Raw genomic sequence first — 24,534 nt, 5'->3', positions numbered from 1 at the left:
ATCAACTTGAGCGTACTCAATAGAACGCTAATTTTATGAATGTAGAACCATTTTTAAGAGCTTATGGAGTTAAATCCTAACCAGAACAACAACAATTTACCGCTCACCAAATTCGAATCCATGCTGAAAACCAACCATGTGTTGTTTTTCGATTCCGAAGAGTTTGAGAACATTATCCACCACTACTTGGATCTTGGTAAAGTAGCGTTGGCCAAAAAAGCCATTAAATTGGGCTTGGATCAACACCCGACCTCTATCAACCTAAAACTATTTAGAGTTGAAGTGCTAGTATTTGAAAATAAACTGGATGAGGCAGACGAGTTATTGAATAATCTTTACACTTTAGAACCTCAGAACGAAGAAATCTACATTCAAAAAGCTAACATTTTCTCTAAACGAGATCAACACCTAAAGGCTATTTCTGTATTACAACAGGCGGTTGATATCGCCGAAGACACTACAGATCTTTACTCTTTAATGGGAATGGAATATTTGTTTATGGATCAATTTGAGGAAGCCAAGCTTTGCTTTATGAAATGTATGGAAGATGATAATTCTGACTATTCATCTCTTTACAATATGATTTACTGTTTCGACTTTTTGGAACAACATGAAGATGCGATTGAGTACCTTAACATCTTCTTGGACAAAAACCCGTATTGCGAAGTAGCTTGGCATCAATTGGGCAAGCAATACTATTCCTTAAAGGATTACAAAAAAGCTCTTGCCGCTTATGATTTTGCCATCATATCTGATGATACTTTTGTTGGTGCGTATTTAGAAAAAGGTAAGACTTTAGAAAAGCTTGGTCGTTACAATGAAGCTATTGAGTGCTATAGCACTACATTGGAACTGGACGACCCTACATCTTTTGCTTTACTTCGAACAGGATATTGCCATGAAAAGCTAAAACAAAAAGAGCTTGCCATTAAGTTTTACAAAAAGACCATCCATGAAGATCCTTTATTGGATAAAGGCTGGAGTGCAATCACTAAGTTTTACATAAGAAGCAAAAATTACCAAAAGGCACTTTACTATATCAATAAGGCCTTAAACATTGATAGTGAAAATGTTCATTACTGGAAACTTTACGCTAAAATCAACCATAGACTGAACTACATTGAAGAAGCAGAATATGGATTAAAGCGTGCTATTGAGCTAGGTAATTACGAACTTGAAACTTGGTTGTTGCGTTGTGATTTACTTATAAATTTGGGAGAGCAGGAAGCTGCAATTCATAACCTATTACAAGCTATAGAGTTCTATCCCGAAAATGCAGAAATAGAATATCGCTTAAGCGGACTTTACTTTTCGCTACATGAATCGGATAAAGGTACATACCACTTAAAAAATGCACTAAAGAACAATGGTGAATATGTATTTATCATTGATGAATTGTTTCCTGAATTTAGTGAACACCCACTTATCAAAAAGGCTTTAAACGCCTCTGAGAAGTAACCTAAATACCATTTTACAAACATATTCCTAACTAAGGAAATTACATCGGAGGTCTGTAATAATTGCTTACCTTTGGGTTTCTTTACATAAACCCTACAATGCGCAGACTAAAAGATTACCTAATTATAAGTCTAAAAGGAATTGCCATGGGAGCAGCTGATGCTGTACCTGGTGTATCTGGAGGAACAATAGCCTTTATATCTGGAATATACGAAGAGCTTATTGCTACTATAAGCAATATTAATATCGATTTGTTTAAAACCCTTTTTAAACAGGGAATCAAACCCTTTTGGAAACAGCTAAACGGTAACTTCATTTTAGCTCTCCTTTCTGGCATCATTGTTAGCTTCGTATCTTTTATGAGGCTCGCTAAATACCTAATTGAAAATCAACCTATCTTAATTTGGTCGTTTTTCTTCGGATTAATTGTAGCAAGTATTTACTATGTAGGCAAGCAAATCACTAGTTGGAGACCACTCACCATTTTAGCACTATTAGTTGGTGCCGCAATTGCTTATTACATCACTACGCTTCCCTCTTTAGCAGGGAATACAAATTCGTTTTTTCTATTTTTTGCAGGAGCTATAGCTATTTGCGCCATGATTCTGCCAGGAATTTCAGGTTCGTTTATTTTGGTCATTTTAGGAGCATATAAAACCTTAAGTGATGCCTTTCATAATTTCGATCTAAAAAGAATAGCTCTATTTGCAATGGGAGCTTTGGTTGGACTTTTGAGTTTTAGCCGTGTTCTAAAATGGTTGTTTAAAAATTACCATAATAGTACTCTAGCATTACTAACGGGCTTTATTTTTGGTTCGCTAAATAAAGTATGGCCTTGGAAAGCTACCATTTCTGTTTTAGAGCGTGATAGCGGAAAAGTTATTCCTTTTAGTGATGTTTCTTCTATGGGAACCCTATCTATTTTCCAGCAACAAAACCATGATTTCGAAACCTATAAAACTATTTTAGAGCGTAGTGTTTTGACCTCTGAATATTCTACAATCAATGATGGTATATCAACTCAAATACTTCCTGCCGTTGGATTGATGGTAATTGGATTTTTGACTATTTTTATTTTGGAAAGTATCGGTTCAAAACAGCGTTAATGGAAAGTACCAGGACATTTTCTGACAAAATATTCTTGTTTTTAAAAGGCTTAGGAATGGGTGCTGCCAATAAAGTTCCCGGTGTGTCTGGTGGTGTTGTGGCATTTGTGGCTGGATTTTATGAAGAGTTTATTTACTCTCTTCAAAAAGTAAACAGAAAGGCTTTCATGTTGCTTTTCAATCGAGGCTTTAAGAGTTTTTACCGCTACATCAATGGTCGCTTCCTTTCCCTACTTATTTCCGGGATGGTGGTTAGTTATTTTAGCGTTTCCAAACTTTTGGATTACCTTATTAAACACCACGAGCTCTATGTATGGAGTGTATTCTTTGGAATGATAATAGGCTCCATTTTCTACATTAGTAAAGATTTTAAGGATTGGCAAACCAAAACATATCTGTCTTTAGCTTTGGGGATTATTGCTGGTTTAAGCATTAGTTTTTTAGATCCTGCAAAAGAAAACGACAACCTATTCTTTGTTTTCTTCTGTGGTATTATTAGCGTATCTGGAATGACTTTACCGGGCTTCTCAGGGTCGTTTATATTGATATTACTAGGTAACTATGTATTACTTTTAGTAGATTCAGTAAATGCACTATATGACACCTTTGCCGATATAATAAGTGGTGATTTTGGATGGACAAGAAATCCTGAACGAATGAGAATGCTAAAAGTACTTGCTGTTTTTACGCTTGGATCCATAACCGGATTGATATCGTTTTCACACTTACTGAGTTACATTCTAAAACATTACAAAAACATTACGATTTCGGCTATTATTGGATTCATTGTTGGTTCTCTTGGTGTAGTTTGGCCCTGGAAGCAAACAATTTACAAAACCAATGTAAAGGGGAATTTTGTTCTAGACTCTACTGGCTCTAAGGTAATTGAAAATTACGAACGTTATCTACCCAATTTCAACCAAGACACCTTTATAGCCATTGGTTTTATCCTATTAGGAATTGGTATAGTTTTGGGATTGGAGCTTTATGGACAAAAAACTAGAAAAAAACATGCGTAAGTTTGGGTTAATTGGTCGGGATGTTGCTTACTCCTTTTCGCAAAAATACTTTTCAGATAAGTTTGAAAAGGAAAACATAACCAATGCATCTTATCAAAATTTTGATATAAAGGATATCACTGAGTTTCCTAAAATTCTTCGAAATACTAAGGACATTTGTGGTTTCAACGTGACCATTCCATACAAGGAAAAAATCATTCCGTATTTATCCCACTTAAATGAAGACGCAAAACGAATTGGCGCCGTCAATACCATCAAAATAACTTCAGAAGGAGAGCTTATTGGGTATAATACCGATTTCTATGGTTTTAAAATGGCTTTAGAACCATACTTGGAACCAAACCATAGCAAAGCCCTAATCTTAGGAACTGGTGGAGCCAGCAAAGCTATTGCATATGCCTTAGAGTTATTGGGTATTCAATATTCATTTGTATCCCGGAATATGGACAAAGGTATTGATTACACTTACCGAACCTTAACCCATGGCATCATTGCGAATTATCCACTCATCATTAATTGTACACCTCTAGGTACATTCCCCAATATCCTTAGCAGACCAGAATTGCATTATCAAGCCATTACTTCAAATCACTTGCTATTTGATCTAATCTACAACCCGGAAGAAACAACCTTTCTAAAATTAGGAAGAGCCCAAGAAGCTACTGCCTTAAATGGATTAAAAATGCTACAACTTCAAGCCGAAAAAGCCTGGGAAATCTGGAACATACTATAAATTAAAAAAGTACTCGGCCAAAACCGCTGAAGTGTTTTGTTTATAAAAGAGTTGTTATTATATTTAAAGGCGAAACAAACGATAACAAAAACATTTTTACAATGTCAGAGCAAGATAACCTGCAACATGCAGAAGGAACAGAAGAACAAAAATCAACAAACCAAGTAATCCCTAAAGACGAAAATTCAGATCTAAACACACAAAATCACGAGGATGATTCGTTAATAAATGAAATTGACGACTCTAATGCTGAAGATGCAGAAGACGAAGGTAACAGTGAGCGTCATATTATAGAGTTCAAAGAATACGATAAAATGTCTATGGATGCTTTATCGATTGAATTGGATCGCTTGGTATCAAACGAAAAAGTACAGGCTATAAGAGCTCACGTAGATGCCATAAAAAAGGAGTTCAATTTAAAATACAATGCACTTATAGAAGAGAAGAAAGATGACTTTATTAACGAAGGTGGTAATGAAATAGATTTTTATTACTCTAGTCCAGTACATAGGGATTTCAAAAATACTTACAAAGAGTATCGCAACAAACTTCATACGCATTACAAGACAATTGAAAATAACCTTAAAGACAATCTAGAAATAAGATTGGCTATAATTGAGGAAATCAAAGGCTTGCTTAATGTTGAAGAAAACATTAATACTACCTATAAACATTTTAAGGAGCTTCAAGAAAAATGGCGTACTGCTGGTCCTATTCCAAGAGATAAATATAATAACGCCTGGAACAGTTATCACCATCACGTAGAACGCTTTTACGACTTTTTACACATTAACAGAGATCTTCGTGACTTAGATTTCAAACATAATCTCGAACAAAAACAAAAAATTGTATATCGAGCTCAAGAACTAGCTAAAGACGATAACATAAATCGTTCGTTCCGTGAACTTCAAGCGCTACATAAAATTTGGAAGGAAGAATTGGGTCCCGTAGCTCGCGAACACCGTGAAGAAATTTGGGGACAGTTTAAAGCCGCTACCAAAGCTATTCACGATAAACGTCAGGCGTATTTTGCTGAAATTGAAAAACACTACGAAAAAAATCTTGAAAAAAAGATCGAGATTATAGAAAAAATAAAAGCCATTACTGGAGATGGCGGTAAATCCCATAACGTATGGCAAAATAAGATAAAGGAAGTTGAGGCACTTAGAGAAGAGTTTTTCAATGCTGGAAAGGTACCTTTAAATGTAAATGAAGAAACTTGGGCCAAGTTTAAAGAAGCTGTAAGAGCTTTTAACAGAAAAAAGAATGTCTTCTATAAAAACCTTAAAAAAGAACAATACGACAATCTTCAAAGTAAGCTTGATTTAATCACCATTGCAGAAGATAATAAGGACAGTGATGATTTTGAGACCGTAACACCTTTAATGAAGAAAATCCAAAAGGATTGGAAATCTATTGGACATGTTCCTCGAAAAGAAAGCGATAAAATATGGAATCAATTCAAGGCTGCTTGTAACCACTATTTTGATCGTCTTCATGCTGTTAAAAATGCTGCCAACAAAGAAGAAATGGAAGCCTTTAAGCAAAAATCTGATTTGTTGGATGAGATAAAAAACATTGAACTAAGTGGTGATCACCAAGCCGATTTAGAGCGTATTAAAGCTATTATAGAAAAATGGAAATCGCTAGGTATAGTTCCAAGAAACAAGCGCTATATAGAGGGTAAATTCAATAAATCTTTAGATGGTTTATTCAACACGCTTAATGTTAACAAGCATGATGCAGAAATGATCAAGTTTGAAAACACACTCGAAAACTTGAACTCCGCAGACGACCAACGAGCTATTGATAGTGAGCGTATTTTTATCAGTAAAAAAATTGATGAAATTAAAGGAGAAATCAATCAGCTGGAAAATAACCTTCAGTTTTTTACTAATGTTGAAGATGATAATCCGGTTGTTAAGGATGTGAAAAAGAACATTAGGAGACATAAGGAGTCTCTAAAGTTGTGGAGAACCAAATTATCTAAAATCAAAGATTTATACTAGTCCTATAAAAACCAAATCCTACTTGTAAATAGTTACAAGTAGGATTTTGGCCCCTAACTAAACTAACTAAACCGCTATTTCGTAAATTGAAGAAAGAAATAGCTAATAAGTGACACATCATGCTGATATGCTATTAATCGACTGTATTCAGGAAAATTAGTATCACTTACTTATCCTATATACGGTTAAGCTTTCGGTTTGGATTATATAGATAGAAAAAAGTCAAACTTTTTTAGCCTCTTCCCAAAAAACATCCATCTCTGATAAAGTCATATCTTTTAATGTTTTATTAAGGGACTTTGCTTTTTCTTCCAGATATTGAAATCTTTTGGTAAACTTTTTATTTGTTCTTTCAAGAGCATTTTCCGGATTAATCTTAAGAAATCGAGCATAGTTTACCATAGAAAATAATACGTCTCCGAATTCACTTTCCATTGCATCAGTATTGCCGCAATCTACTTCGTGTTTAAACTCGTTGAGTTCTTCCTGAACTTTCTCCCAAACCTGATTTGGTTCTTCCCAATCAAATCCTACTCCAGCTACCTTGTCCTGAATACGATTAGCTTTAACCAGTGCAGGCAAACTATTGGGAACACCCTGTAATACACTTTTATTTCCTGCCTTTAGTTTTAAGTTTTCCCAATTCTTTTTAACCTCTTCCTCATCTGCAACTTCTACATCTCCGTAAATATGAGGATGGCGCTCTATTAATTTATCACAAATCGTATTGCATACATCTGCAATATCAAAACCGTTGCTTTCGCTACCTATTTTGGCATAAAAAACGATATGCAAAAGCACATCTCCCAACTCTTTTTTAATCTCCTGTAAATCATTGTCAAGAATGGCATCTCCTAACTCGTAAATTTCCTCTATAGTAAGATGACGTAAGCTTTCCATGGTTTGCTTTCTATCCCACGGACACTGCTCACGCAATTCATCCATAATCGTCAATAATCTATCAAAAGCTTTGAGTTGATCTTCTCTCCTATTCATAGGTGTGTTTTTTTCAAAAATACAATTAATAGTCTAAACCGTAAGTTTAGATATAAACAAAAATCCAGCCGTATAGCTGGATTTTAATTACTGGAATATTCTATTATTAAGCGTTTTGTTTTTTAATTAGGTTCAATGCAGAACCTTCTCTAAACCATTGGATTTGTGAATCATTGTAAGTATGGTTAGCCATAATGGTATCTTTAGAACCATCCGCATGTACAACTTCAATAGTTAATACCTTTTCTGGTGCAAAATCTGCCAAGTCAACAAAGTTGAATGTATCGTCTTCTTTAATTAAATCGTAATCGCTTTCGTTAGCGAAAGTGATTCCCAACATTCCCTGTTTTTTAAGATTTGTTTCATGGATACGTGCAAATGACTTTACCAAAACTACTTTAACCCCTAAATGACGAGGTTCCATTGCAGCATGCTCGCGAGAAGATCCTTCACCATAATTGTGATCACCAACAACAACAGTTTCTATTCCTGCTGCTTTGTATGCTCTTTGAGCATCTGGCACACCTTCGTATTCACCTGTTAGTTGGTTCTTGACGAAGTTTGTTTTCATATTGAATGCATTTACTGCCCCAATCAACATATTGTTGGAGATGTTATCTAAATGCCCTCTAAAACGCAGCCATGGCCCAGCCATGGAGATATGGTCCGTAGTACATTTTCCGTATGCTTTGATAAGCAACTTGGTTCCCATAAGATTTTTACCATCCCAAGGCTTGAAAGGCGTTAATAACTGTAAACGCTCTGAAGTTGGATTTACACTAACTTCTACACCACTACCATCGGCAACCGGCTCTACATATCCAGCATCCTCAACATCAAACCCGTTTGGTGGCAATTCAATTCCTTTTGGTTCATCCAATTTCACTTCCTCCCCATCCTCATTGATTAAAGTATCGTTCATCGGATCGAAATCCAATCGTCCTGAGATTGCAATTGCGGCTACCATTTCAGGCGATCCTACGAAAGCATGGGTATTAGGGTTTCCATCCGCACGCTTGGAAAAATTTCGGTTGAAGGAATGAACAATGGTGTTCTTCTCATCCCCTTTTAAATCACTTCTGTCCCACTGTCCTATACATGGTCCACATGCATTAGTAAAAATGGTAGCATCAAGATCTTCGAAAATCTTCAATAACCCATCACGTTCAGCAGTAAACCTGATTTGTTCAGACCCTGGATTGATACCAAAATCTGATTTTGCCTTTATTTTCTTGTCAACAGCTTGTTTAGCAATAGAAGCTGCACGTGTTAAATCTTCGTAAGATGAATTTGTACAAGATCCAATTAACCCCCAATCTACTTTAATTGGCCAATCATTTTCAGCCGCTTTCTTACCTAATTCACCTACTGGAGTAGCCAAATCTGGAGTAAATGGTCCGTTCAAGTGAGGTTTTAATGTATCTAAATCAATCTCTATCAATTGATCGAAATATTGTTCTGGATTAGCATATACTTCAGCATCGGCAGTTAAGTATTCTTTGATATTGTTTGCTGCATCAGCCACTTCTGCTCTTCCTGTAGCTCTTAAGTAGCGTGCCATCGACTCATCATATCCGAAAGTTGATGTCGTTGCTCCAATTTCAGCTCCCATATTACAAATGGTTCCTTTACCTGTACAAGACATAGAAGTCGCGCCAGAACCAAAGTACTCAACAATACAACCAGTACCACCTTTTACAGTAAGAATACCTGCTACTTTTAAAATTACGTCCTTAGCTGAAGTCCATCCGTTTAATTTACCTGTAAGCTTAACACCAATTAATTTTGGAAACTTAAGCTCCCATGGCATTCCGGCCATTACATCTACTGCATCGGCACCACCAACACCTACTGCAACCATACCAAGACCACCAGCGTTAACCGTGTGTGAGTCAGTACCAATCATCATGCCTCCAGGGAAGGCATAGTTTTCCAATACTACTTGATGTATAATACCAGCTCCTGGTTTCCAGAAACCGATACCGTATTTATTCGAAACTGATGCAAGGAAATCGAATACCTCATTACTTGTTTCGTTAGCTCTTTTTAAATCGGCTGCTGCACCTTGTTTCGCTTGGATTAAGTGGTCACAGTGAACTGTAGTTGGGACCGCAACTTTACTTTTTCCTGCTTGCATGAACTGCAACAAAGCCATCTGAGCTGTTGCATCTTGACATGCGATACGATCTGGTGCAAAATCTACATAGTCTTTCCCTCTTTCAAACGCTTTATTAGGTGTTCCGTCCCAAAGATGGGCATATAAAATCTTTTCAGACAATGTCAATGGTTTACCCACAATGTCGCGAGCCTTATCTACGCGCTCGGCCATTTGGCTGTATACCTTTTTAATCATATCAATATCAAATGCCATAAAATCTAGTATTGTTTATTATAATTCCTTTTTAGTCTACACAAGATACGAAATAAGTACTCGATTGAAAAACATAAATCCGTTTGGTTTACTCCAAAACACAACTCAATATAAGGCACAAAAAAAGTCCGAGCTTTAAAACTCAGACTTCTATGATAATTTGAATTTTATCCTTATACTATTTTACCAACTGCTTTTGAGATGGAGCAAATCTGGTTAAAACAATACCATCTACAGCTTCTTCATACTCTTCCATGGTTGGAGTTCTACCTAAGATAGTAGATAATACTACTACGGGAGTAGATGATAATAAAGATTCACCTTTTTTCTCATTAGAATCTTTAACAACTCTTCCTTGGAACAATCGTGTTGAAGTTGCCATTACAGTATCACCAGGCTCAGCCTTTTCTTGGTTACCCATACAAAGGTTACAGCCTGGACGCTCTAAGTACAACATATTTTCATATTTGGTACGTGCTAATCCTTTTGGAGCGTTATCATCGAACTCAAACCCTGAGTACTTCTGCAATACTTCCCAGTCACCTTCCGCTTTTAACTCATCAACGATATTGTATGTTGGAGGAGCAACTACTAATGGTGCGTTAAATTCAACTTGACCTTTTTGCGCCTCGATGTTTTTCAACATTTGAGCTAATATCTTCATATCGCCTTTGTGAACCATACAAGAACCCACGAAACCAAGATCAACCTTTTTAGTTCCACCGTAAAAAGAAAGTGGACGGATCGTATCGTGCGTATAACGCTTAGAAACATCATCGTTGTTTACATCTGGATCTGCGATCATTGGCTCTGCTATCTCATCTAAATCGATTACAACTTCAGCATAGTATTTAGCGTTAACGTCAGGTCTGATAGCTGGCTTAATACCAGTTTTAATCTCTTGGATTCTTGTATTTGCTTTATCTACTAAACCTTTAAGAACTTGCTTAGCGTTGTCCATTCCCTTATCAATCATGATTTGGATACGATCTCTAGCAATTTCTAATGATTCAATTAAAGTCTCATCTTCTGAAATACAAATAGAAGCCTTGGCTTTCATTTCTGCTGTCCAGTCAGTAAATGTAAAGGCTTGATCAGAAGTTAATGTTCCAATGTGAACCTCAATGATTCTTCCCTGGAAAACGTTCTCTCCACCAAACTGCTTCAACATTTGTTGTTGCGTAGCGTGAACTACATCACGGAAATCCATGAAGCTTCTCATTTCACCTTTGAAAGTTACTTTAACAGACTCTGGAATCGGCATTGTAGCCTCTCCAGTGGCTAAAGCTAAAGCAACTGTTCCTGAATCTGCTCCAAAAGCAACCCCTTTTGACATACGCGTGTGCGAGTCACCACCAATGATGATAGCCCAATCGTCGATTGTAATATCATTAAGTACTTTATGAATAACGTCAGTCATTGCGTGGTATTCACCTTTAGGATCACGCGCTGTAATTAAACCGAAGTCATTCATAAACTTCATCAACTTAGGAATGTTCGCTTTAGACTTATCATCCCATACAGAAGCAGTATGACACCCAGACTGATAAGCTCCATCAACAATTGGTGAGATGGTAGTCGCAGCCATTGCTTCTAATTCTTGAGAAGTCATTAAACCTGTAGTATCCTGAGAGCCTACGATGTTTACTTCTACACGAACGTCAGATCCTGCATGTAACGTTTTACCTGGAGTAGTTCCTACTGCATTTTTATTGAATATTTTTTCAACAGCTGTAAGACCTTGTCCTTCAATAGAAATTTCTTTAGAAGGCGCATAAACAACAGGAACTTCAATTCCTAAAACACTTGCAGCAAATGTTTGTAATTTCTTACCAAATACAACCGCGTAAGAACCACCTGCTTTAATGAACTCCATTTTTTGTGGAGTTAGTGCAGCTGAAATATCTTTCAACTCCTTATCACCGTTATATAATTTCTTTGTTTTTGTATTAATAGTTAAAACAGTTCCTGTTTCAACGGAATATGCTTGCTCTAAAACTGGCTCACCATCTGCATCAACAACTGTATTTCCTTCTGCATCTGTTTTCTTAACCCAGTTTTTAAGATCGATTCCGATACCTCCTGTTACTCCAACAGTCGTTAAGAAAATTGGAGAAATACCATTTGTACCAGCAATGATCGGAGCAATGTTAATGAACGGTACGTAAGGACTCGCCTGAATACCTGTCCATAATGCCACATTATTTACACCTGACATTCTTGAAGAACCAACTCCCATTGTTCCTTTCTCTGCGATTAGCATTACACGCTTGTCTGGATGTTGTGCTTTAAGCTCTGTAAGCTCTTTTTGCATCTCCTTGTTGTGCTCAAAAATACACTGTCCGTGTAATTCTCTATCAGAACGAGAGTGCGCATCTGCACCTGGAGAAAGTAAATCGGTTGAAATGTCACCGGTTCCAGCGATGAAAGTTACTATATCAATTTTTTCTTCTACTTCTGGAAGGTTTGTAAAGAACTCTGCTTTAGCGTAACTTTCAATAAGTTCTTTCGCAATAGCGTTACCTGCTTTGAACGCCTCTTCTAAACGAGCTGTATCTGCATCGTACAAGAATACTTGAGTTTTTAACACCTCTGCTGCTTGCTTAGCAAGCTCTGCATCGTTACCTAATGCGATATCTAAAAGAACTTCGATAGAAGGTCCACCTTTCATGTGAGACAATAACTCAAAAGCAAACGTTGGAGTGATTTCTTCAACAACAACATTTTCAAGAATAATCTCTTTTAAGAATTTAGCCTTTACACCAGCAGCCCCTGTTGTACCTGGTACTACGTTATAGATAAAAAACTTAAGTGAATCTTCACGGTTAGCATTTCCTGCATCTTTAATCTGCTCAATAATTTCAGAGATCAATTCAGCACTTTCAATTGGCTTTGGGTGTAAGCCTTGACCTTTTCTTGCTTCAATCTCTTTGATGTATTCGTTGTAACTATTCATATTAGAACTTAATTTCGATTTTACAGGCTTACACTAAATCAAGATACCACCTGTATACCTAGAAGACTGGTTACAGAGTGTATTTAATACAAGCATAGCCATTTATTATAGTTTTTAAGCGTGGCGAAAATACGAATTTAAACAGTAATTAAAAAATATTCAACAAACAGAGTTAATCAATGAATAAAACTCAAAGAAACTAAATTTAAACAGTGTTTTTTTTTGCAATTACTAAATATAGCTTTAAAAAAGTAATAAATTAACAATCATCACTACTTGAAGATTAGCTTTTCTCTTTTTAGAATAAATATAAATTAAAGGACTTCAATCAAAAAAACAACAAAATATAAGCTCTACATTTTAAGCCGTTTATCCCTAAAAACTAATATTGGTTTTTCGTAATAAGAGTACAATATATTTGACAGAAGTAAAGTCAAAATTAAAAATGAAGACACTGCAATTGCCTTTCCAAAATGAGAAGCATGGTACCTCTTAACAATTTCTTCAATGTTCAAAAGCACAATGGAGTAATTGATTAGATAGATGGAATACGATCGAGTACTAAGAAAATAGATTGTCTTTTCTAAAAAAGCGGTTGGTTTAGGTAAATTAATTATCAATGGAAATACCAAAGCAATACTCAAACTTACACTCTGTAAATATATAAACACATAAAACGCTGTATTTGTCTCTGGCAAAATTTCCCATTTAAAAACAAATGCATGCATCCAAAAAAACAAAAATGTCCCTATTACAAACATTGGTTTTTTGAATTTTGTTACAAAATTTGAATACTCATTAACAAAATAAATCAAGACAAATCCGACATAAATGGAATCCATCCTGTATACAACTACCTTTCTATAAGTACTGCTCCAATATTTATAATTTAGCACATCAACGTCTTGCACATAAATGCTTTTTAATATCAATCCGAACAAAATAGCAAGTATACTAGCACCTATAAACCACTTCTTTTGACTACTCTTTTCTTTGGTAAAGTAAAAACCAGAAAACAGTATAAAAGGTAAAAACAGATAAGCATACTCTTCAATCGAAAGACTCCAGGCTTCTGTAAAAAAATCAGGATGGGGCTGATAAAAATTTTGCAAAAAGGGCAAATACAAATACCAACTTTGAGGGACTACTTTACCTAAAGTGATTAAAAGTATAAGGTTTATTAGAAGTATTAAAAAATAATTAGGAAGGGTTCTGTACCAACGTCGTTTCCAAAAAGTAAATAAATCTTTAAACCTTGTTTGATTTTGATCAATTTGTTTTAACAAAATCCCTCCTATTAGAAATCCGCTCAAAACAAAAAATATGTCTACTCCTACTGCTCCTAAAGTTCTTGCTCCTGTAACAAACAAATTTTCCGCATTAGGAAAAACCAAATATGTGGCATGAGAAAAAACTACCAAACAAATAGCTAAAGCTCTAATTAAATCAAGACCAAAATTGCGATTGGAGTTACTCAAAAAAAATCTGATTAAAAGCTAAATATAAGCATTCAGCATTTAATCAGATCAATTTTTAAACATATGATTTATTACTTAAAACAAACTCTTAATTACCTGTTCTTCTGTGATTCCTTCCGCATCTGCCTTATAATTTTTAATAATTCGATGTCTTAGGATACTGAATGCAACTGCCTGAACATCTTCAATATCAGGTGAAAACTTACCACGAATCACAGCATGTGTCTTAGCCGCTAAGATTAAGTTTTGTGAAGCCCTTGGCCCAGCACCCCAATCGATATAGTTTTTCACTAACTCAGGAGCAGTATCACTATCTGGTCTAGTTTTCCCAACCATAGTTACGGCATACTCTATAACGTTATCGGCTACAGGAACTCTTCTAATAAGCTGTTGGTATTCAATAATCTCTTCTGAAGAAAAAAGTGGATTAATTGTAGTTACATTGCCTGCCGTGGTTGATTTAACCACTTCTACTTCTTCTTGAAAACTAGGATATTTTAAGTGAATGGCGAACATAAAACGATCCAACTGTGCCTCTGGCAAAGGATAAGTTCCTTCCTGTTCAATTGGGTTTTGGGTTGCCAAAACAAAATAAGGCAAACTCAACTTATAATGATGCCCTGCAACAGTAACAGCACGCTCTTGCATTGCTTCCAATAAAGCTGCCTGTGTTTTTGGGGGCGTTCTATTAATCTCATCGGCTAGAATGATATTTGCGAAGATTGGGCCTTTAATAAACTTGAAATGTCTGTTTTCGTCTAAGATCTCGCTACCTAGAATGTCACTCGGCATAAGGTCTGGAGTAAACTGAATACGCTTAAAATCCAGGCCTAAAGCTTGTGCAATGGTATTTACCATCAAGGTTTTTGCCAGTCCTGGTACTCCTATCAGTAAGGCATGACCACCAGAAAAAATTGAAATAAGTATTTGTTCTACAACATCGTCCTGCCCAACAATAACTTTAGCTATTTCTGATTTTAGGGCTTCATACTTCGTTACTAATTGTTCTACGGCAATGACATCAGACATAAATTATTGTTTTAACCAGTTTCCAGAAAATTCACAGTCTCGATAATCGGCACTTATTTTAATGTAAGTATCCATAATCTTTTCATTTTGCCATTTCTCAATAGCTTTAATACGCTTATCATCTAAGGCTAGCTCCTTAATTTTAAGATAATCTCTAGAATAATTTGCTTCATGTTCATCTACACGACCAGTAACTGTAAGGATTTTAAAGCGAACCTTTCCAGTTCTATCAGTATCAGTTAAGACATAACTCACCTCATTATCTTTCAAATTTTGAATTTGACTGTATAATTCAGGATCTATTTTAGTAAGTTCGAAATTATAGTCTTGAGTTACTGGATTAATCATTTGACCTCCTTCATTACGGGTTTCCTTTTGATCACTAAATTCACGAGCAGCGTCTGCAAAGGTTATATCACCATCTACAATTCGTTCACGAACAGTACTTAACTCATCTTTTGCTTTTTGAGTAGCTTCTCGAGACACTTCTGGAATCAACAGAATATGGCGTACATCGTATTCCTGACCTCTAATTTTTTCTAAGTAAATAATATGATACCCAAAATCTGTTTCAAAAGGATCTGAAATCTCTCCCTCTTGTAAAGAAAAGGCAACCTCCCTAAACTCCTTCACCATACGCGGTTGCTTTCTATTCAATGTATAAAGTCCTCCCTTTGATATAGAAGCCTTGTCGTCTGTATAAAGTACAACCTTTGAGCGAAAACTGGCTCCGTTTTCAATAACATCAGCCTTAATTTCCTTTAAACGATTTATAGTTTTCTGTTTTTCTTCTTGGGTTATTTCTGGCTCAATAACAATCTCTGCTACTTGAAGCTCTGTTCCAAAATAAGGACGTTCATCTTCAGGAATATCATTAAAAAACTCTCTAACTTCTTCTGGAGTTATTTCAATATCCTCAACAATCTTAGCCTGCATACGTTTGGCCAATTCGCTGTTTTTGTTGATTTCGAACATTTCATCCCTCAAACTTTTCTCATCCTCTTTTTTATAGAATTTTAAAAGCTCTTCCATAGACCCAGTTTGTGCAACAAACTGATCGATTTGCTGGTCTATAAACGAACGGATTTCGGCATCTGAAACCTCAACACTATCCTGAATTGCATGATGTGCATATAACTTATCCTCTAGCAATTTACCAAACAACTGACATCGACCAATTTCTTTTGTAGATACGCCTTGTGCTTGTAATTGTAAATAGGCTTTATCTATATCAGAATCCAATACAATAAAATCACCAACAACAGCTGCAACACCATCAATCTTTCTAGCCTGAAAATGCTTTACACTATCTATCTTTTTTTCAGCTCGTGGTGTATCTTCTATGACTTCTTGAGCTGAAAGCACATTTGAAAACAGCAAAGTTGCTGCTCCAAGAAATAATGGTTTTAATTTATTTATAGATTTCAAATTGTTTATTCTTAATTGCATCTTTGGTTATATCTTTTTCAAAATCCCTAATGAGTTCCAGCTTTCGTTTGTTAATTACAATTTGCTCTATTGTAGGCCTAACGTACTCTAAAGGGGCCTGTTCATTACGGTTTAACACGTCATTTATATTCATCAAATATACTCCTAATGAATCTTTGTGCCTTATAAAATTAGATTTTTTTAACAAATCGTTTTTATTGTCAATAGTTATGGCTGGCACCTTATCTACAACTTGACTTACACCCACCCAGACCGAGTCTTTTAGTGAATAGGACTTAAACTGAATTGCCATAGAATCAAGAATGCGCTTATCATCATTATCAAAACGCTTAAGTCGCTCAGCAATCTTATCAACATCCTTTCTATTGATATCAAGACTAATGTATCTCAACTTAACCAATTCTTCATTAAGTTTAAAAGCCTCCTTGTTTTGGTCATAATAAGCCAAAGCCTCTTCATCTGTTACCGTGGTTTTCAGATTTTTATTTACTAAGGCTTCTAAGTATCCTTTAGTATATAAATCTGTTTTATACTGCTGAACAAGTTTTTCAAATTCATTTTGCTTATCTAAACTAAGATTTCTTAAAGCACCATCTACCAATAGTTGTTGTGTAGCCCATCGGTTAATAAAATTGTTTACTAAAATAGTACTATCTTTAGCAGAAGCCCCTTCTGCTACCAAACCCTTTATATCGACTTGATAGAGATAACTATCATTTACACGTGCAATAGGAGTTCCCTCGGATTCCGATTTAAAAAACTGACAGGATGATGTCAATATACAAACCCCCAATATGGCTAATTTCCTTTTCAACTATTGGTTTTTAATTTGATTTTTCACCTCTTTTAATACCTTTTGGTTTACATCTACCTCATATTTAGCTTTTAACTGCTGAAGCCACTCTTCTTCTTTAGCATTTTGATAATCGCTTACCACACTTCCCTTAGCTTCTTCATAACTTTTTGTACTTACTGGTATAACCTCACTCACATCTGCTACAACATAACCATTATTATACTTGTAAACCTTTGACACACCAGTTTTAAAATCGAAATTCTCAGGTAACGCTTGATGTCCAGCCTCCATCATTCCAGTTGTAAACATCACGTTAATTTCATTTTCAGTATTCAGACTTTGCTTTATATCTTCCACTGAAGCTCCTGCTTCAAACATTTGGGCTACTTTCTTAGCTTCTTTTTTAGACGAACATGATGCAACAACCGCCTGAGCTCTCTTGTGCCATTGATAATCATCTTTGTTTATATTATAAAATTCCTTAATAGCAATGGTATCTGTTTTTGCAGCATTCCATATATGCTCCTCCATAACATCGAATAATAGCAATCCTTCACGATATTCATTTACAATATTGGCGTATTCTTTATTTTCACTTTCAAGGTTTTCTTCCTGATATCTAAGTATTCTATCGTTCAAAAAGGTTATATATTGCTCATTTACAAGCCTATCTAAAGGCACTCTTGCTGCACCACGTCGTTGACTATTGGTTAAATATTGACCAAATTCATTATAATTAATATCTTCATCTCCAATAGTTACTAATGTTTTATCAATTGGAAAATCTTTTGGCAAAGTCCAAGTATGCTTGTAAAAATCATCGTTCATAATAGAAGTGAAATAATTCAAGCCCTCCTGATTGGTTTTAACACTGTAAGTTTCTTTTAATTTATTCAATCTAGATTCATTAATTAACTGTGAACGTGAATCTCTCTTGATTTTTACTTCTAATTCAGGCTTGAACTCTTCAAACGACTTTATAGGTTTTTTGTCATAAAGTTTAACAATGTGCCATCCAAATTGTGTTCTGAATGGCTCAGAAATATCTCCATTTTCTTTTAGTTTAAAAGCAACATCCTCAAATTCCTGAGAGGTTAACTGTCCACTTGAAAAAGGATCCAATCGCCCACCTTTAGCAGCAGACCCTTTGTCTTCTGAAAACTGCTTAGCCAAATCTTCAAATTCTTCACCTTGCGTCAATTTAGAATATACTTCATTAATTCTCGTATCTGGATTTTCAGAACGGTTACTAATCATAATATGACCAACAGAGACCTCTCCTCTTGCACGACGTTTCTCTTGTACATAAACAATATGATAACCAAAACGGGTACGAAAAGGCAAAGAAACTTCACCAACCTCAGTATCATAGGCTGCATTTTCAAAATCGTAAACCATTTTAAAGGCCGAAAAGTAACCAAGATCCTCAGCAAAAATGGTAGATCCATTATGCACTTCCTTTTGAACTTGCTTATAACCTTCTTTGACTACTCTGTCACGAAGTCTGAGTAGTTCATTATATACCTTTAATGTATCTGCTGGATTGGCATTTTCAGGCAAACGGATAAGAATATGACTAGCTTTAATCTCTGTTAAGCTTCGCTCGTAAGCTTCATCTATTAGCTCATCGGTAACTTTTTTATCTGTCAAATAGTTCTTTGCCAGCTGTTTTTTATAAGTATCCAATTCACGCACATAACTGGGCTGTTGATCTAATCCTTCTGCTTTTGCTTCTTCCAGTTTTAACTTGTAGTTTATGTACAAATCTAAGTATGTGTCAACATCTTTTTGAGACTCATCCTGAACCAAATCTAGATTTTTGTTATACACTCTTACAAATTCTTCTGCATAGACAGGAGTGTTGTTTACGGTAAATAAAATCTTGTCTTGAGCTTGGACTAATACACCTAAGCCCATTAAAGTACAGGTTATAAAATATTTTAATTTCATTTGTAATAAGCTTTACGCATTCTAGCAAAAATAGCAAAATGAACCTACAATACAAGAGGCTTTAACCTAGGCTTAATTCCTTTTAAAAGCTAACACAGCCTAAATGCAACTACAATCCACAGAGATTTAACCATTTAAGCCATACTAAAGGTTATTAAGAGCTCTTTGTTTTATCCTTTAAAAAATATTTATCTTTAGCAAAATCAATAAAACAGTTAACTATCATGAAATATAGCTCTAAAATTATTGTAGAAGTTCCTTTGGAAGAATTCATCGAAAAATTGGATAATCCAGAAAACATGAAACACTGGCAACGAGGACTTACGGGCTATAAGCAAATCTCAGGAACCCCTGGTCAGGTAGGAGCCAAAATGGAACTTAACTACAAAATGGGGAACAGAAACATGACGCTTACGGAGACCATTACCCATCGAAACCTACCATTTGAATTCCATGCTCATTACGACACAAAAGGCATGCACAATGTTCAAGAAAACTATTTTGAGAAAACCTCTGAAGGGCATACCAAATGGACCTCTAAAAGTGAATTTATTCCAACCAATTTCATGATGCGTATGATGACTACCTTTATGGCTGGAGCTTTTAAGAAGCAATCGATGAAATATTTACAGGATTTTAAAAACTTTGCAGAAAACGGGGTATCTGTAGCCAATGAGACAGCTTAAATTAATTTGGGACTTTCGTGGGCATGCTTCAACCAAGACCGCCGAACACCACGCCATTCATTTAGAAGAATACATTACTATAGAAAATGTGGAAAAAGCCTTTGCTGGTTTTGAAACACTTTCCGAAATGCATGCTATTGCCTTTATGGTGGTTAATGAAACTGACATGAAAAAACTACGTGATTCTTTAAAACCTCATCGTGGTCAAGTGTATACTAAAAACAACATATAAGTATACCTGTTATTTTATCAAACAAACACAATTACACCTTTAATTTATAACCAATAGCCAGCTTAGCAAGAGAGAGATTAAACCGATACTTATGGTCGTAATCAATATCAGAAAAATAAACACCTGTTTCATACAATAAGTTCACATAATACCGCTTGATACTATAACTCAAACCTAAAGAAACATCAAGTTTATATAATAAAGGATTAGAGGGACGATAACTATCGTTTTGAAGTGTTACTTTTTCATTAGCCAATGCAATCCCAGGCAAGACGTTACAAGTTGCAATAAAATTTTTGGGTAACACAAACGCAGATAGTAACCCTGCCAAAACTCCGAAGGCCCCAGCGCTATATCTTCTAATATTTATCGGATCTTCATATGTTTCTGGATATATGGTTCCACTGGAAGAAAACTGATCAAACATTATAAACCCCCCATACCCATAAGTAATATACACGTCCTTATTTCTCGTTGGAAATCCCGCTTTAAGTAAAGAGTATGAAAATTCAACATCTGATAAGGTATAAAGATAGTTGAGCCCAATGGTTCTGGATTTTATATCCCCTCTAAAAACATCGGGCTTATCAAAATTGTTCTTTATATTAAATCCATTATATATCTGTAAATAACCATTAAAATAATGGCGATTTCTAAAAATAACCGTTCCCTGAGCATCAAACCTATGTGTTTCTTCTTTATTGCCATTCTTTATATTAAAAGCTATATCAAGAATAGCCTTACTATTAGCAACACCAAAACCAACTCCAAACCTGTTGTTAGGTATGTATGTGAATTTATCCTCTCGATTTACAATTCTAAACTGTTTAACCTTGTAATTTGTAAACACTCTCGCCGAGTATTTTTCAAGATCATGATCAATGAAAAGGGTATCTAGAACAGTCCAAAAGCTTTTGCCCTTCCCCTCTGTTTCAGTTTGAGACAGAACTGAAAGGGAAGTCATCAAAAAAAGTGCAATAAATAGAATTTGCTTCAACAGGCTTGAGGTGTATAATATTTATCTATGCTACAAAGGTTTTTACCAAAAAAACCTTTGTAGCATATTCAAAAAAATGGTTTCCAAATATAAATAAATTGCCTGTAGTAATTTAAAGAGCTGGACTTTCTTTACCTGTCCTAATAAAAGGCAAAAAGAAATTAACCATTAGAATTAAATTAACTTTAAACCTTTTAAAAATCCAGCTTCTTTTTACGAAGCTCAAAGTTTTGACCCAAATATACCTTACGTACCATTTCGTCATTGGCTAGTTCTTCTGGTTCTCCTGCCTTAAGTATGTTACCTTCAAACATCAAATAAGAGCGTTCCGTAATCGCCAAAGTTTCCTGTACGTTATGGTCGGTAATCAATATTCCAATGTTCTTATTTTTAAGTTGTGCAACAATACGCTGAATATCCTCTACTGCTACAGGATCTACCCCTGCAAAAGGCTCATCAAGAAGAATGAAATTAGGATCAGTGGCCAGTGCACGAGCAATCTCTGTACGTCTACGCTCCCCTCCAGATAATAAATCTCCTCTGTTCTTACGAATATGCCCTAAACTAAATTCCTCAATAAGCTCTTCCATTTTAAAGTGCTGCTCTTTTTTACTCAATTTGGTGAGCTGTAACACACTTAAAATATTGTCTTCAATGCTTAATTTTCTAAATACTGAGGCCTCTTGAGCCAAATAACCAATTCCGTTTTGGGCTCGTTTGTACATCGGATATTTTGTGATATTTGTATTTTCTAAATGAATTGAACCTGCATTGGGTTTTATCAATCCCACAATCATATAAAAAGAAGTTGTTTTACCAGCCCCATTTGGACCAAGCAACCCTACAATTTCACCTTGGTTTACCTGTAAGGATACATCTTTAACTACTTTACGTCCATTATAGGACTTCATTAAATTATCGGCTCTTAAAATCATATGATAGTGTAATTGGGGCTAAAATAATAAAATGATGATTAATCAAATTTATCACCCTTTAAATTATAACAAGTTTAACTTTGGTTTTCGAGATCCTCCCAAAATTCGTAAGCTCTTCGCAAATGTGGAATTACAATGGTTCCTCCAACTAAAGTCCCTATGCTTAAAGCCTCCATCACCTCTTCTTTGGTTAGCCCTTCTTTATAACAAGTACTCAAATGGTATTTCACACAATCATCACAACGCAATACTACTGAGGCCACCAACCCCAAAAGCTCTTTAGTCTTCACATCTAAAGCCCCTGCTTTAAAGGCATTGGTGTCTAAATTGAAAATACGTTTAATAACCTTATTGTTATCTCCAAGTATTTTCTCGTTCATTTTGCTGCGGTAGTCATTAAACTCCTCGATACTATTCCCCATTATTTATATACTTTAGCCCGTTCTTTTTTAACAACAAACTTTGAAATAAAAATACTTATTTCATAAAGAATCAACACCGGTATGGCCACAATAATCTGGCTAGCAATATCCGGAGGTGTAATGATTGCAGAAACAACCAATACAATAACCAACGCAAACTTACGGTAAGTTCTTAAAAACTCAGGTGTTACAACCCCTATTTTGGTTAAGAAGTAAATAATTATCGGCAACTCAAATATCAATCCACTAGCCAGAACCGAAGCCCTTACCAACCCTATATAACTACTCAAGTCAAAATCGTTATGCACTTGATCACTTACTTGATAGGTTCCCAAAAAGTTAATTGACAACGGACAAATTACATAGTAACCAAAAAGTACCCCTAAAAAAAACAAACTAGATGATACTATTAAAAATCCACGGGAGTGTTTACGTTCATTATCATGCATACCTGGACTAATAAATCGCCAAAGTTCTAAAAGAATATAGGGAAAAGCAATAATTACACCAGCAGTTATAGCTGTCCACATATGCGCAGAAAACTGCCCTGCCATGGTTCTACTTTGTATCTCAAATGGCAATTCTGTAAAGCAAAAACTCTTTTCCAACCCAATATATTGCGCCATATTACAAAGCCACTTATATGTGATAAAATCAGCTTTGGTTGGGCCAAAAATCAAAATATCAAAAATGAACTCCTTAGCTACAAACGCTATAATAGCACAAATTAAAACTGCTATTGTAGCACGTATTAAATGCCACCTTAAGTCTTCGAGATGATCCAAAAAAGACATCTCGTTAACGTTTTTTTTCGTCATTATATAATGCCTTCTTTTATTAAATCATGTAAGTGAACCACTCCTGCGTAAATACCTTCTTCTTCAACAAGTAACTGAGAAATCCCATTAGTTTCCATAGTTTCCATGGCATCTACAGCCATGGCATCGTGTTGAATACGTTTTGGATTAGAACTCATAATATCTCTAGCTGTTAAGCTTGAGAAATCAACTGATTTACTTAACATTCTTCGAAGATCCCCATCTGTAATGATTCCTATGATATTTCCGTTATCTGTCACAGCTGTTACCCCTAACATTTTTTCCGAAATTTCTATAATAACATCCTTAATGTTGGTATCTGGAGTAACTTGAGGCTTTTGATTAACAGACGACAAATCACTTACACGTAGATAAAGCTTTTTACCTAAGGCCCCACCTGGATGATATTTTGCAAAATCCTTACTTGAGAAACCTCTTAACTCCAATAAACAAACCGAAAGCGCATCTCCTATTACCAATTGAGCGGTAGTGCTTGTGGTTGGTGCTAAATTATTTGGGCACGCTTCTTTTTCTACAAAAGCATTTAGAACATAATCAGCATGAATCCCTAAAAACGATTCAGGGTTGCCAGTTATTGCAATCATTCTATTCGGTCCGTTTTTAATCAACGGAACCAACACTTTAATCTCTGGGGTATTTCCACTCTTAGAGATACAGATTACTACATCATCTTCAAGTATAAGTCCCAAATCACCATGAATGGCGTCTGCAGCATGCATAAATACAGCTGGTGTTCCGGTACTATTCAAAGTAGCTACAATTTTTGTGGCAATAATAGCGCTTTTTCCTATCCCTGTAATTATCACACGTCCCTTTGAGTTATAGATTAACTCAACTGCATTTGCAAAATCATCATTTAATAAAGCAGATAAATTGGCTATTGCTTTACTTTCCATGTCTATGGTTTGCTTTGCAGTACTTAAGATGGTATTTTTGTTCTTCAAAATTTAAAATTTTCGGGTTGATGCTTTTTAAAGATTTTTATATCTTTAAAGTTAACCAATAGGTGACATCTCTAAAAGATGCTACAAAACTAACGAAAAAAACATTGAGGGGTCTTAAAAAGACACTAT

General features: G+C 35.4%; 20 protein-coding genes. 7 read left to right on the top strand and 13 right to left on the bottom strand.

The window, feature by feature from the left end:
• The first annotated feature begins 63 nt into the window (after window positions 1–63).
• The 5 genes from PWU04_RS03435 (at window position 64) to PWU04_RS03415 (ending at window position 6,325) form a co-directional block, all read left to right on the top strand.
• Window positions 64–1,458, top strand: coding sequence for a tetratricopeptide repeat protein (locus PWU04_RS03435; RefSeq protein ID WP_274474415.1), 1,395 nt, complete (start codon window positions 64–66; stop codon window positions 1,456–1,458).
• 98 nt (window positions 1,459–1,556) lie between these two features.
• Window positions 1,557–2,564, top strand: a complete 1,008-nt coding sequence (locus tag PWU04_RS03430; protein WP_274474414.1) for a DUF368 domain-containing protein — start codon at window positions 1,557–1,559, stop codon at window positions 2,562–2,564.
• Window positions 2,564–3,583 (top strand): DUF368 domain-containing protein, encoded by a 1,020-nt coding sequence (locus PWU04_RS03425; protein ID WP_274474413.1) that lies wholly within the window; start codon window positions 2,564–2,566, stop codon window positions 3,581–3,583. Before PWU04_RS03430 ends, PWU04_RS03425 begins: the two co-directional genes overlap by 1 nt.
• A complete protein-coding gene (locus PWU04_RS03420) occupies window positions 3,576–4,316 on the top strand; it encodes a shikimate dehydrogenase family protein (protein ID WP_274474412.1) in 741 nt (246 codons plus the stop codon). The genes PWU04_RS03425 and PWU04_RS03420 overlap by 8 nt, the downstream gene beginning before the upstream one ends.
• 101 nt (window positions 4,317–4,417) lie before the next feature.
• Window positions 4,418–6,325 carry a DUF349 domain-containing protein gene (locus PWU04_RS03415; protein ID WP_274474411.1) on the top strand — a complete coding sequence of 636 codons (1,908 nt, stop codon included), beginning with the start codon at window positions 4,418–4,420 and terminating at the stop codon, window positions 6,323–6,325.
• A gap of 222 nt (window positions 6,326–6,547) precedes the next feature.
• On the opposite strand, the gene mazG is transcribed toward PWU04_RS03415, so the two are convergent.
• From mazG to PWU04_RS03375, 8 genes are all read right to left on the bottom strand, one after another.
• Window positions 6,548–7,321, bottom strand: a complete 774-nt coding sequence (gene mazG, locus PWU04_RS03410; protein WP_274474410.1) for a nucleoside triphosphate pyrophosphohydrolase — start codon at window positions 7,319–7,321, stop codon at window positions 6,548–6,550.
• Between the two features lie 106 nt (window positions 7,322–7,427).
• On the bottom strand, window positions 7,428–9,692 hold the full coding sequence (locus PWU04_RS03405) for an aconitate hydratase (RefSeq protein WP_274474409.1): 2,265 nt from the start codon (window positions 9,690–9,692) through the stop codon (window positions 7,428–7,430).
• A 178-nt stretch (window positions 9,693–9,870) separates the two neighbouring features.
• Window positions 9,871–12,648, bottom strand: a complete 2,778-nt coding sequence (locus PWU04_RS03400; protein ID WP_274474408.1) for a bifunctional aconitate hydratase 2/2-methylisocitrate dehydratase — start codon at window positions 12,646–12,648, stop codon at window positions 9,871–9,873.
• A gap of 353 nt (window positions 12,649–13,001) precedes the next feature.
• Entirely contained in the window at window positions 13,002–14,126 is a 1,125-nt protein-coding gene (locus PWU04_RS03395; protein ID WP_274474407.1) for an acyltransferase family protein, read from the bottom strand.
• A gap of 75 nt (window positions 14,127–14,201) precedes the next feature.
• Window positions 14,202–15,155: an AAA family ATPase gene (locus tag PWU04_RS03390; protein WP_274474406.1), complete on the bottom strand. Its 954-nt coding sequence runs from the start codon at window positions 15,153–15,155 to the stop codon at window positions 14,202–14,204.
• Window positions 15,156–15,158: 3 nt separating this feature from the next.
• A complete protein-coding gene (locus tag PWU04_RS03385) occupies window positions 15,159–16,604 on the bottom strand; it encodes a peptidylprolyl isomerase (RefSeq protein ID WP_274474405.1) in 1,446 nt (481 codons plus the stop codon).
• On the bottom strand, window positions 16,567–17,418 hold the full coding sequence (locus PWU04_RS03380; RefSeq protein ID WP_274474404.1) for a peptidyl-prolyl cis-trans isomerase: 852 nt from the start codon (window positions 17,416–17,418) through the stop codon (window positions 16,567–16,569). Before PWU04_RS03380 ends, PWU04_RS03385 begins: the two co-directional genes overlap by 38 nt.
• Entirely contained in the window at window positions 17,419–19,350 is a 1,932-nt protein-coding gene (locus PWU04_RS03375; protein ID WP_274474403.1) for a peptidylprolyl isomerase, read from the bottom strand.
• Window positions 19,351–19,574: 224 nt separating this feature from the next.
• Here PWU04_RS03375 and PWU04_RS03370 point away from each other — a divergent pair, with 224 nt between their 5' ends.
• Window positions 19,575–20,036 (top strand): SRPBCC family protein, encoded by a 462-nt coding sequence (locus PWU04_RS03370; RefSeq protein WP_274474402.1) that lies wholly within the window; start codon window positions 19,575–19,577, stop codon window positions 20,034–20,036.
• Window positions 20,023–20,268: a hypothetical protein gene (locus tag PWU04_RS03365; protein WP_274474401.1), complete on the top strand. Its 246-nt coding sequence runs from the start codon at window positions 20,023–20,025 to the stop codon at window positions 20,266–20,268. Before PWU04_RS03370 ends, PWU04_RS03365 begins: the two co-directional genes overlap by 14 nt.
• A gap of 31 nt (window positions 20,269–20,299) precedes the next feature.
• Here the strand turns inward: PWU04_RS03365 and PWU04_RS03360 are convergent, their stop codons facing one another.
• From PWU04_RS03360 to PWU04_RS03340, 5 genes are all read right to left on the bottom strand, one after another.
• Entirely contained in the window at window positions 20,300–21,232 is a 933-nt protein-coding gene (locus PWU04_RS03360; RefSeq protein ID WP_274474400.1) for a DUF4421 family protein, read from the bottom strand.
• Between the two features lie 227 nt (window positions 21,233–21,459).
• Window positions 21,460–22,200: an LPS export ABC transporter ATP-binding protein gene (gene lptB / locus PWU04_RS03355; RefSeq protein ID WP_274474399.1), complete on the bottom strand. Its 741-nt coding sequence runs from the start codon at window positions 22,198–22,200 to the stop codon at window positions 21,460–21,462.
• A 74-nt stretch (window positions 22,201–22,274) separates the two neighbouring features.
• The gene (locus tag PWU04_RS03350) at window positions 22,275–22,622 is read right to left on the bottom strand and encodes a carboxymuconolactone decarboxylase family protein (protein ID WP_274474398.1); all 348 of its coding nucleotides are present in this window, start codon (window positions 22,620–22,622) and stop codon (window positions 22,275–22,277) included.
• Complete coding sequence (gene tatC, locus PWU04_RS03345) at window positions 22,622–23,440, bottom strand: twin-arginine translocase subunit TatC (protein WP_274474397.1); 819 nt, start codon at window positions 23,438–23,440, stop codon at window positions 22,622–22,624. The genes PWU04_RS03350 and tatC overlap by 1 nt, the downstream gene beginning before the upstream one ends.
• The gene (locus PWU04_RS03340; RefSeq protein ID WP_406600938.1) at window positions 23,440–24,357 is read right to left on the bottom strand and encodes a KpsF/GutQ family sugar-phosphate isomerase; all 918 of its coding nucleotides are present in this window, start codon (window positions 24,355–24,357) and stop codon (window positions 23,440–23,442) included. Before PWU04_RS03340 ends, tatC begins: the two co-directional genes overlap by 1 nt.
• Between the last annotated feature and the right edge of the window lie 177 nt (window positions 24,358–24,534).

Source organism: Mangrovimonas aestuarii, from assembly GCF_028767185.1.
GTDB lineage: Bacteria > Bacteroidota > Bacteroidia > Flavobacteriales > Flavobacteriaceae > Mangrovimonas_B > Mangrovimonas_B aestuarii.
The sequence above is the reverse complement of the archived record's forward strand: the minus strand, read 5'-3'. Positions and strand labels throughout refer to the sequence as shown.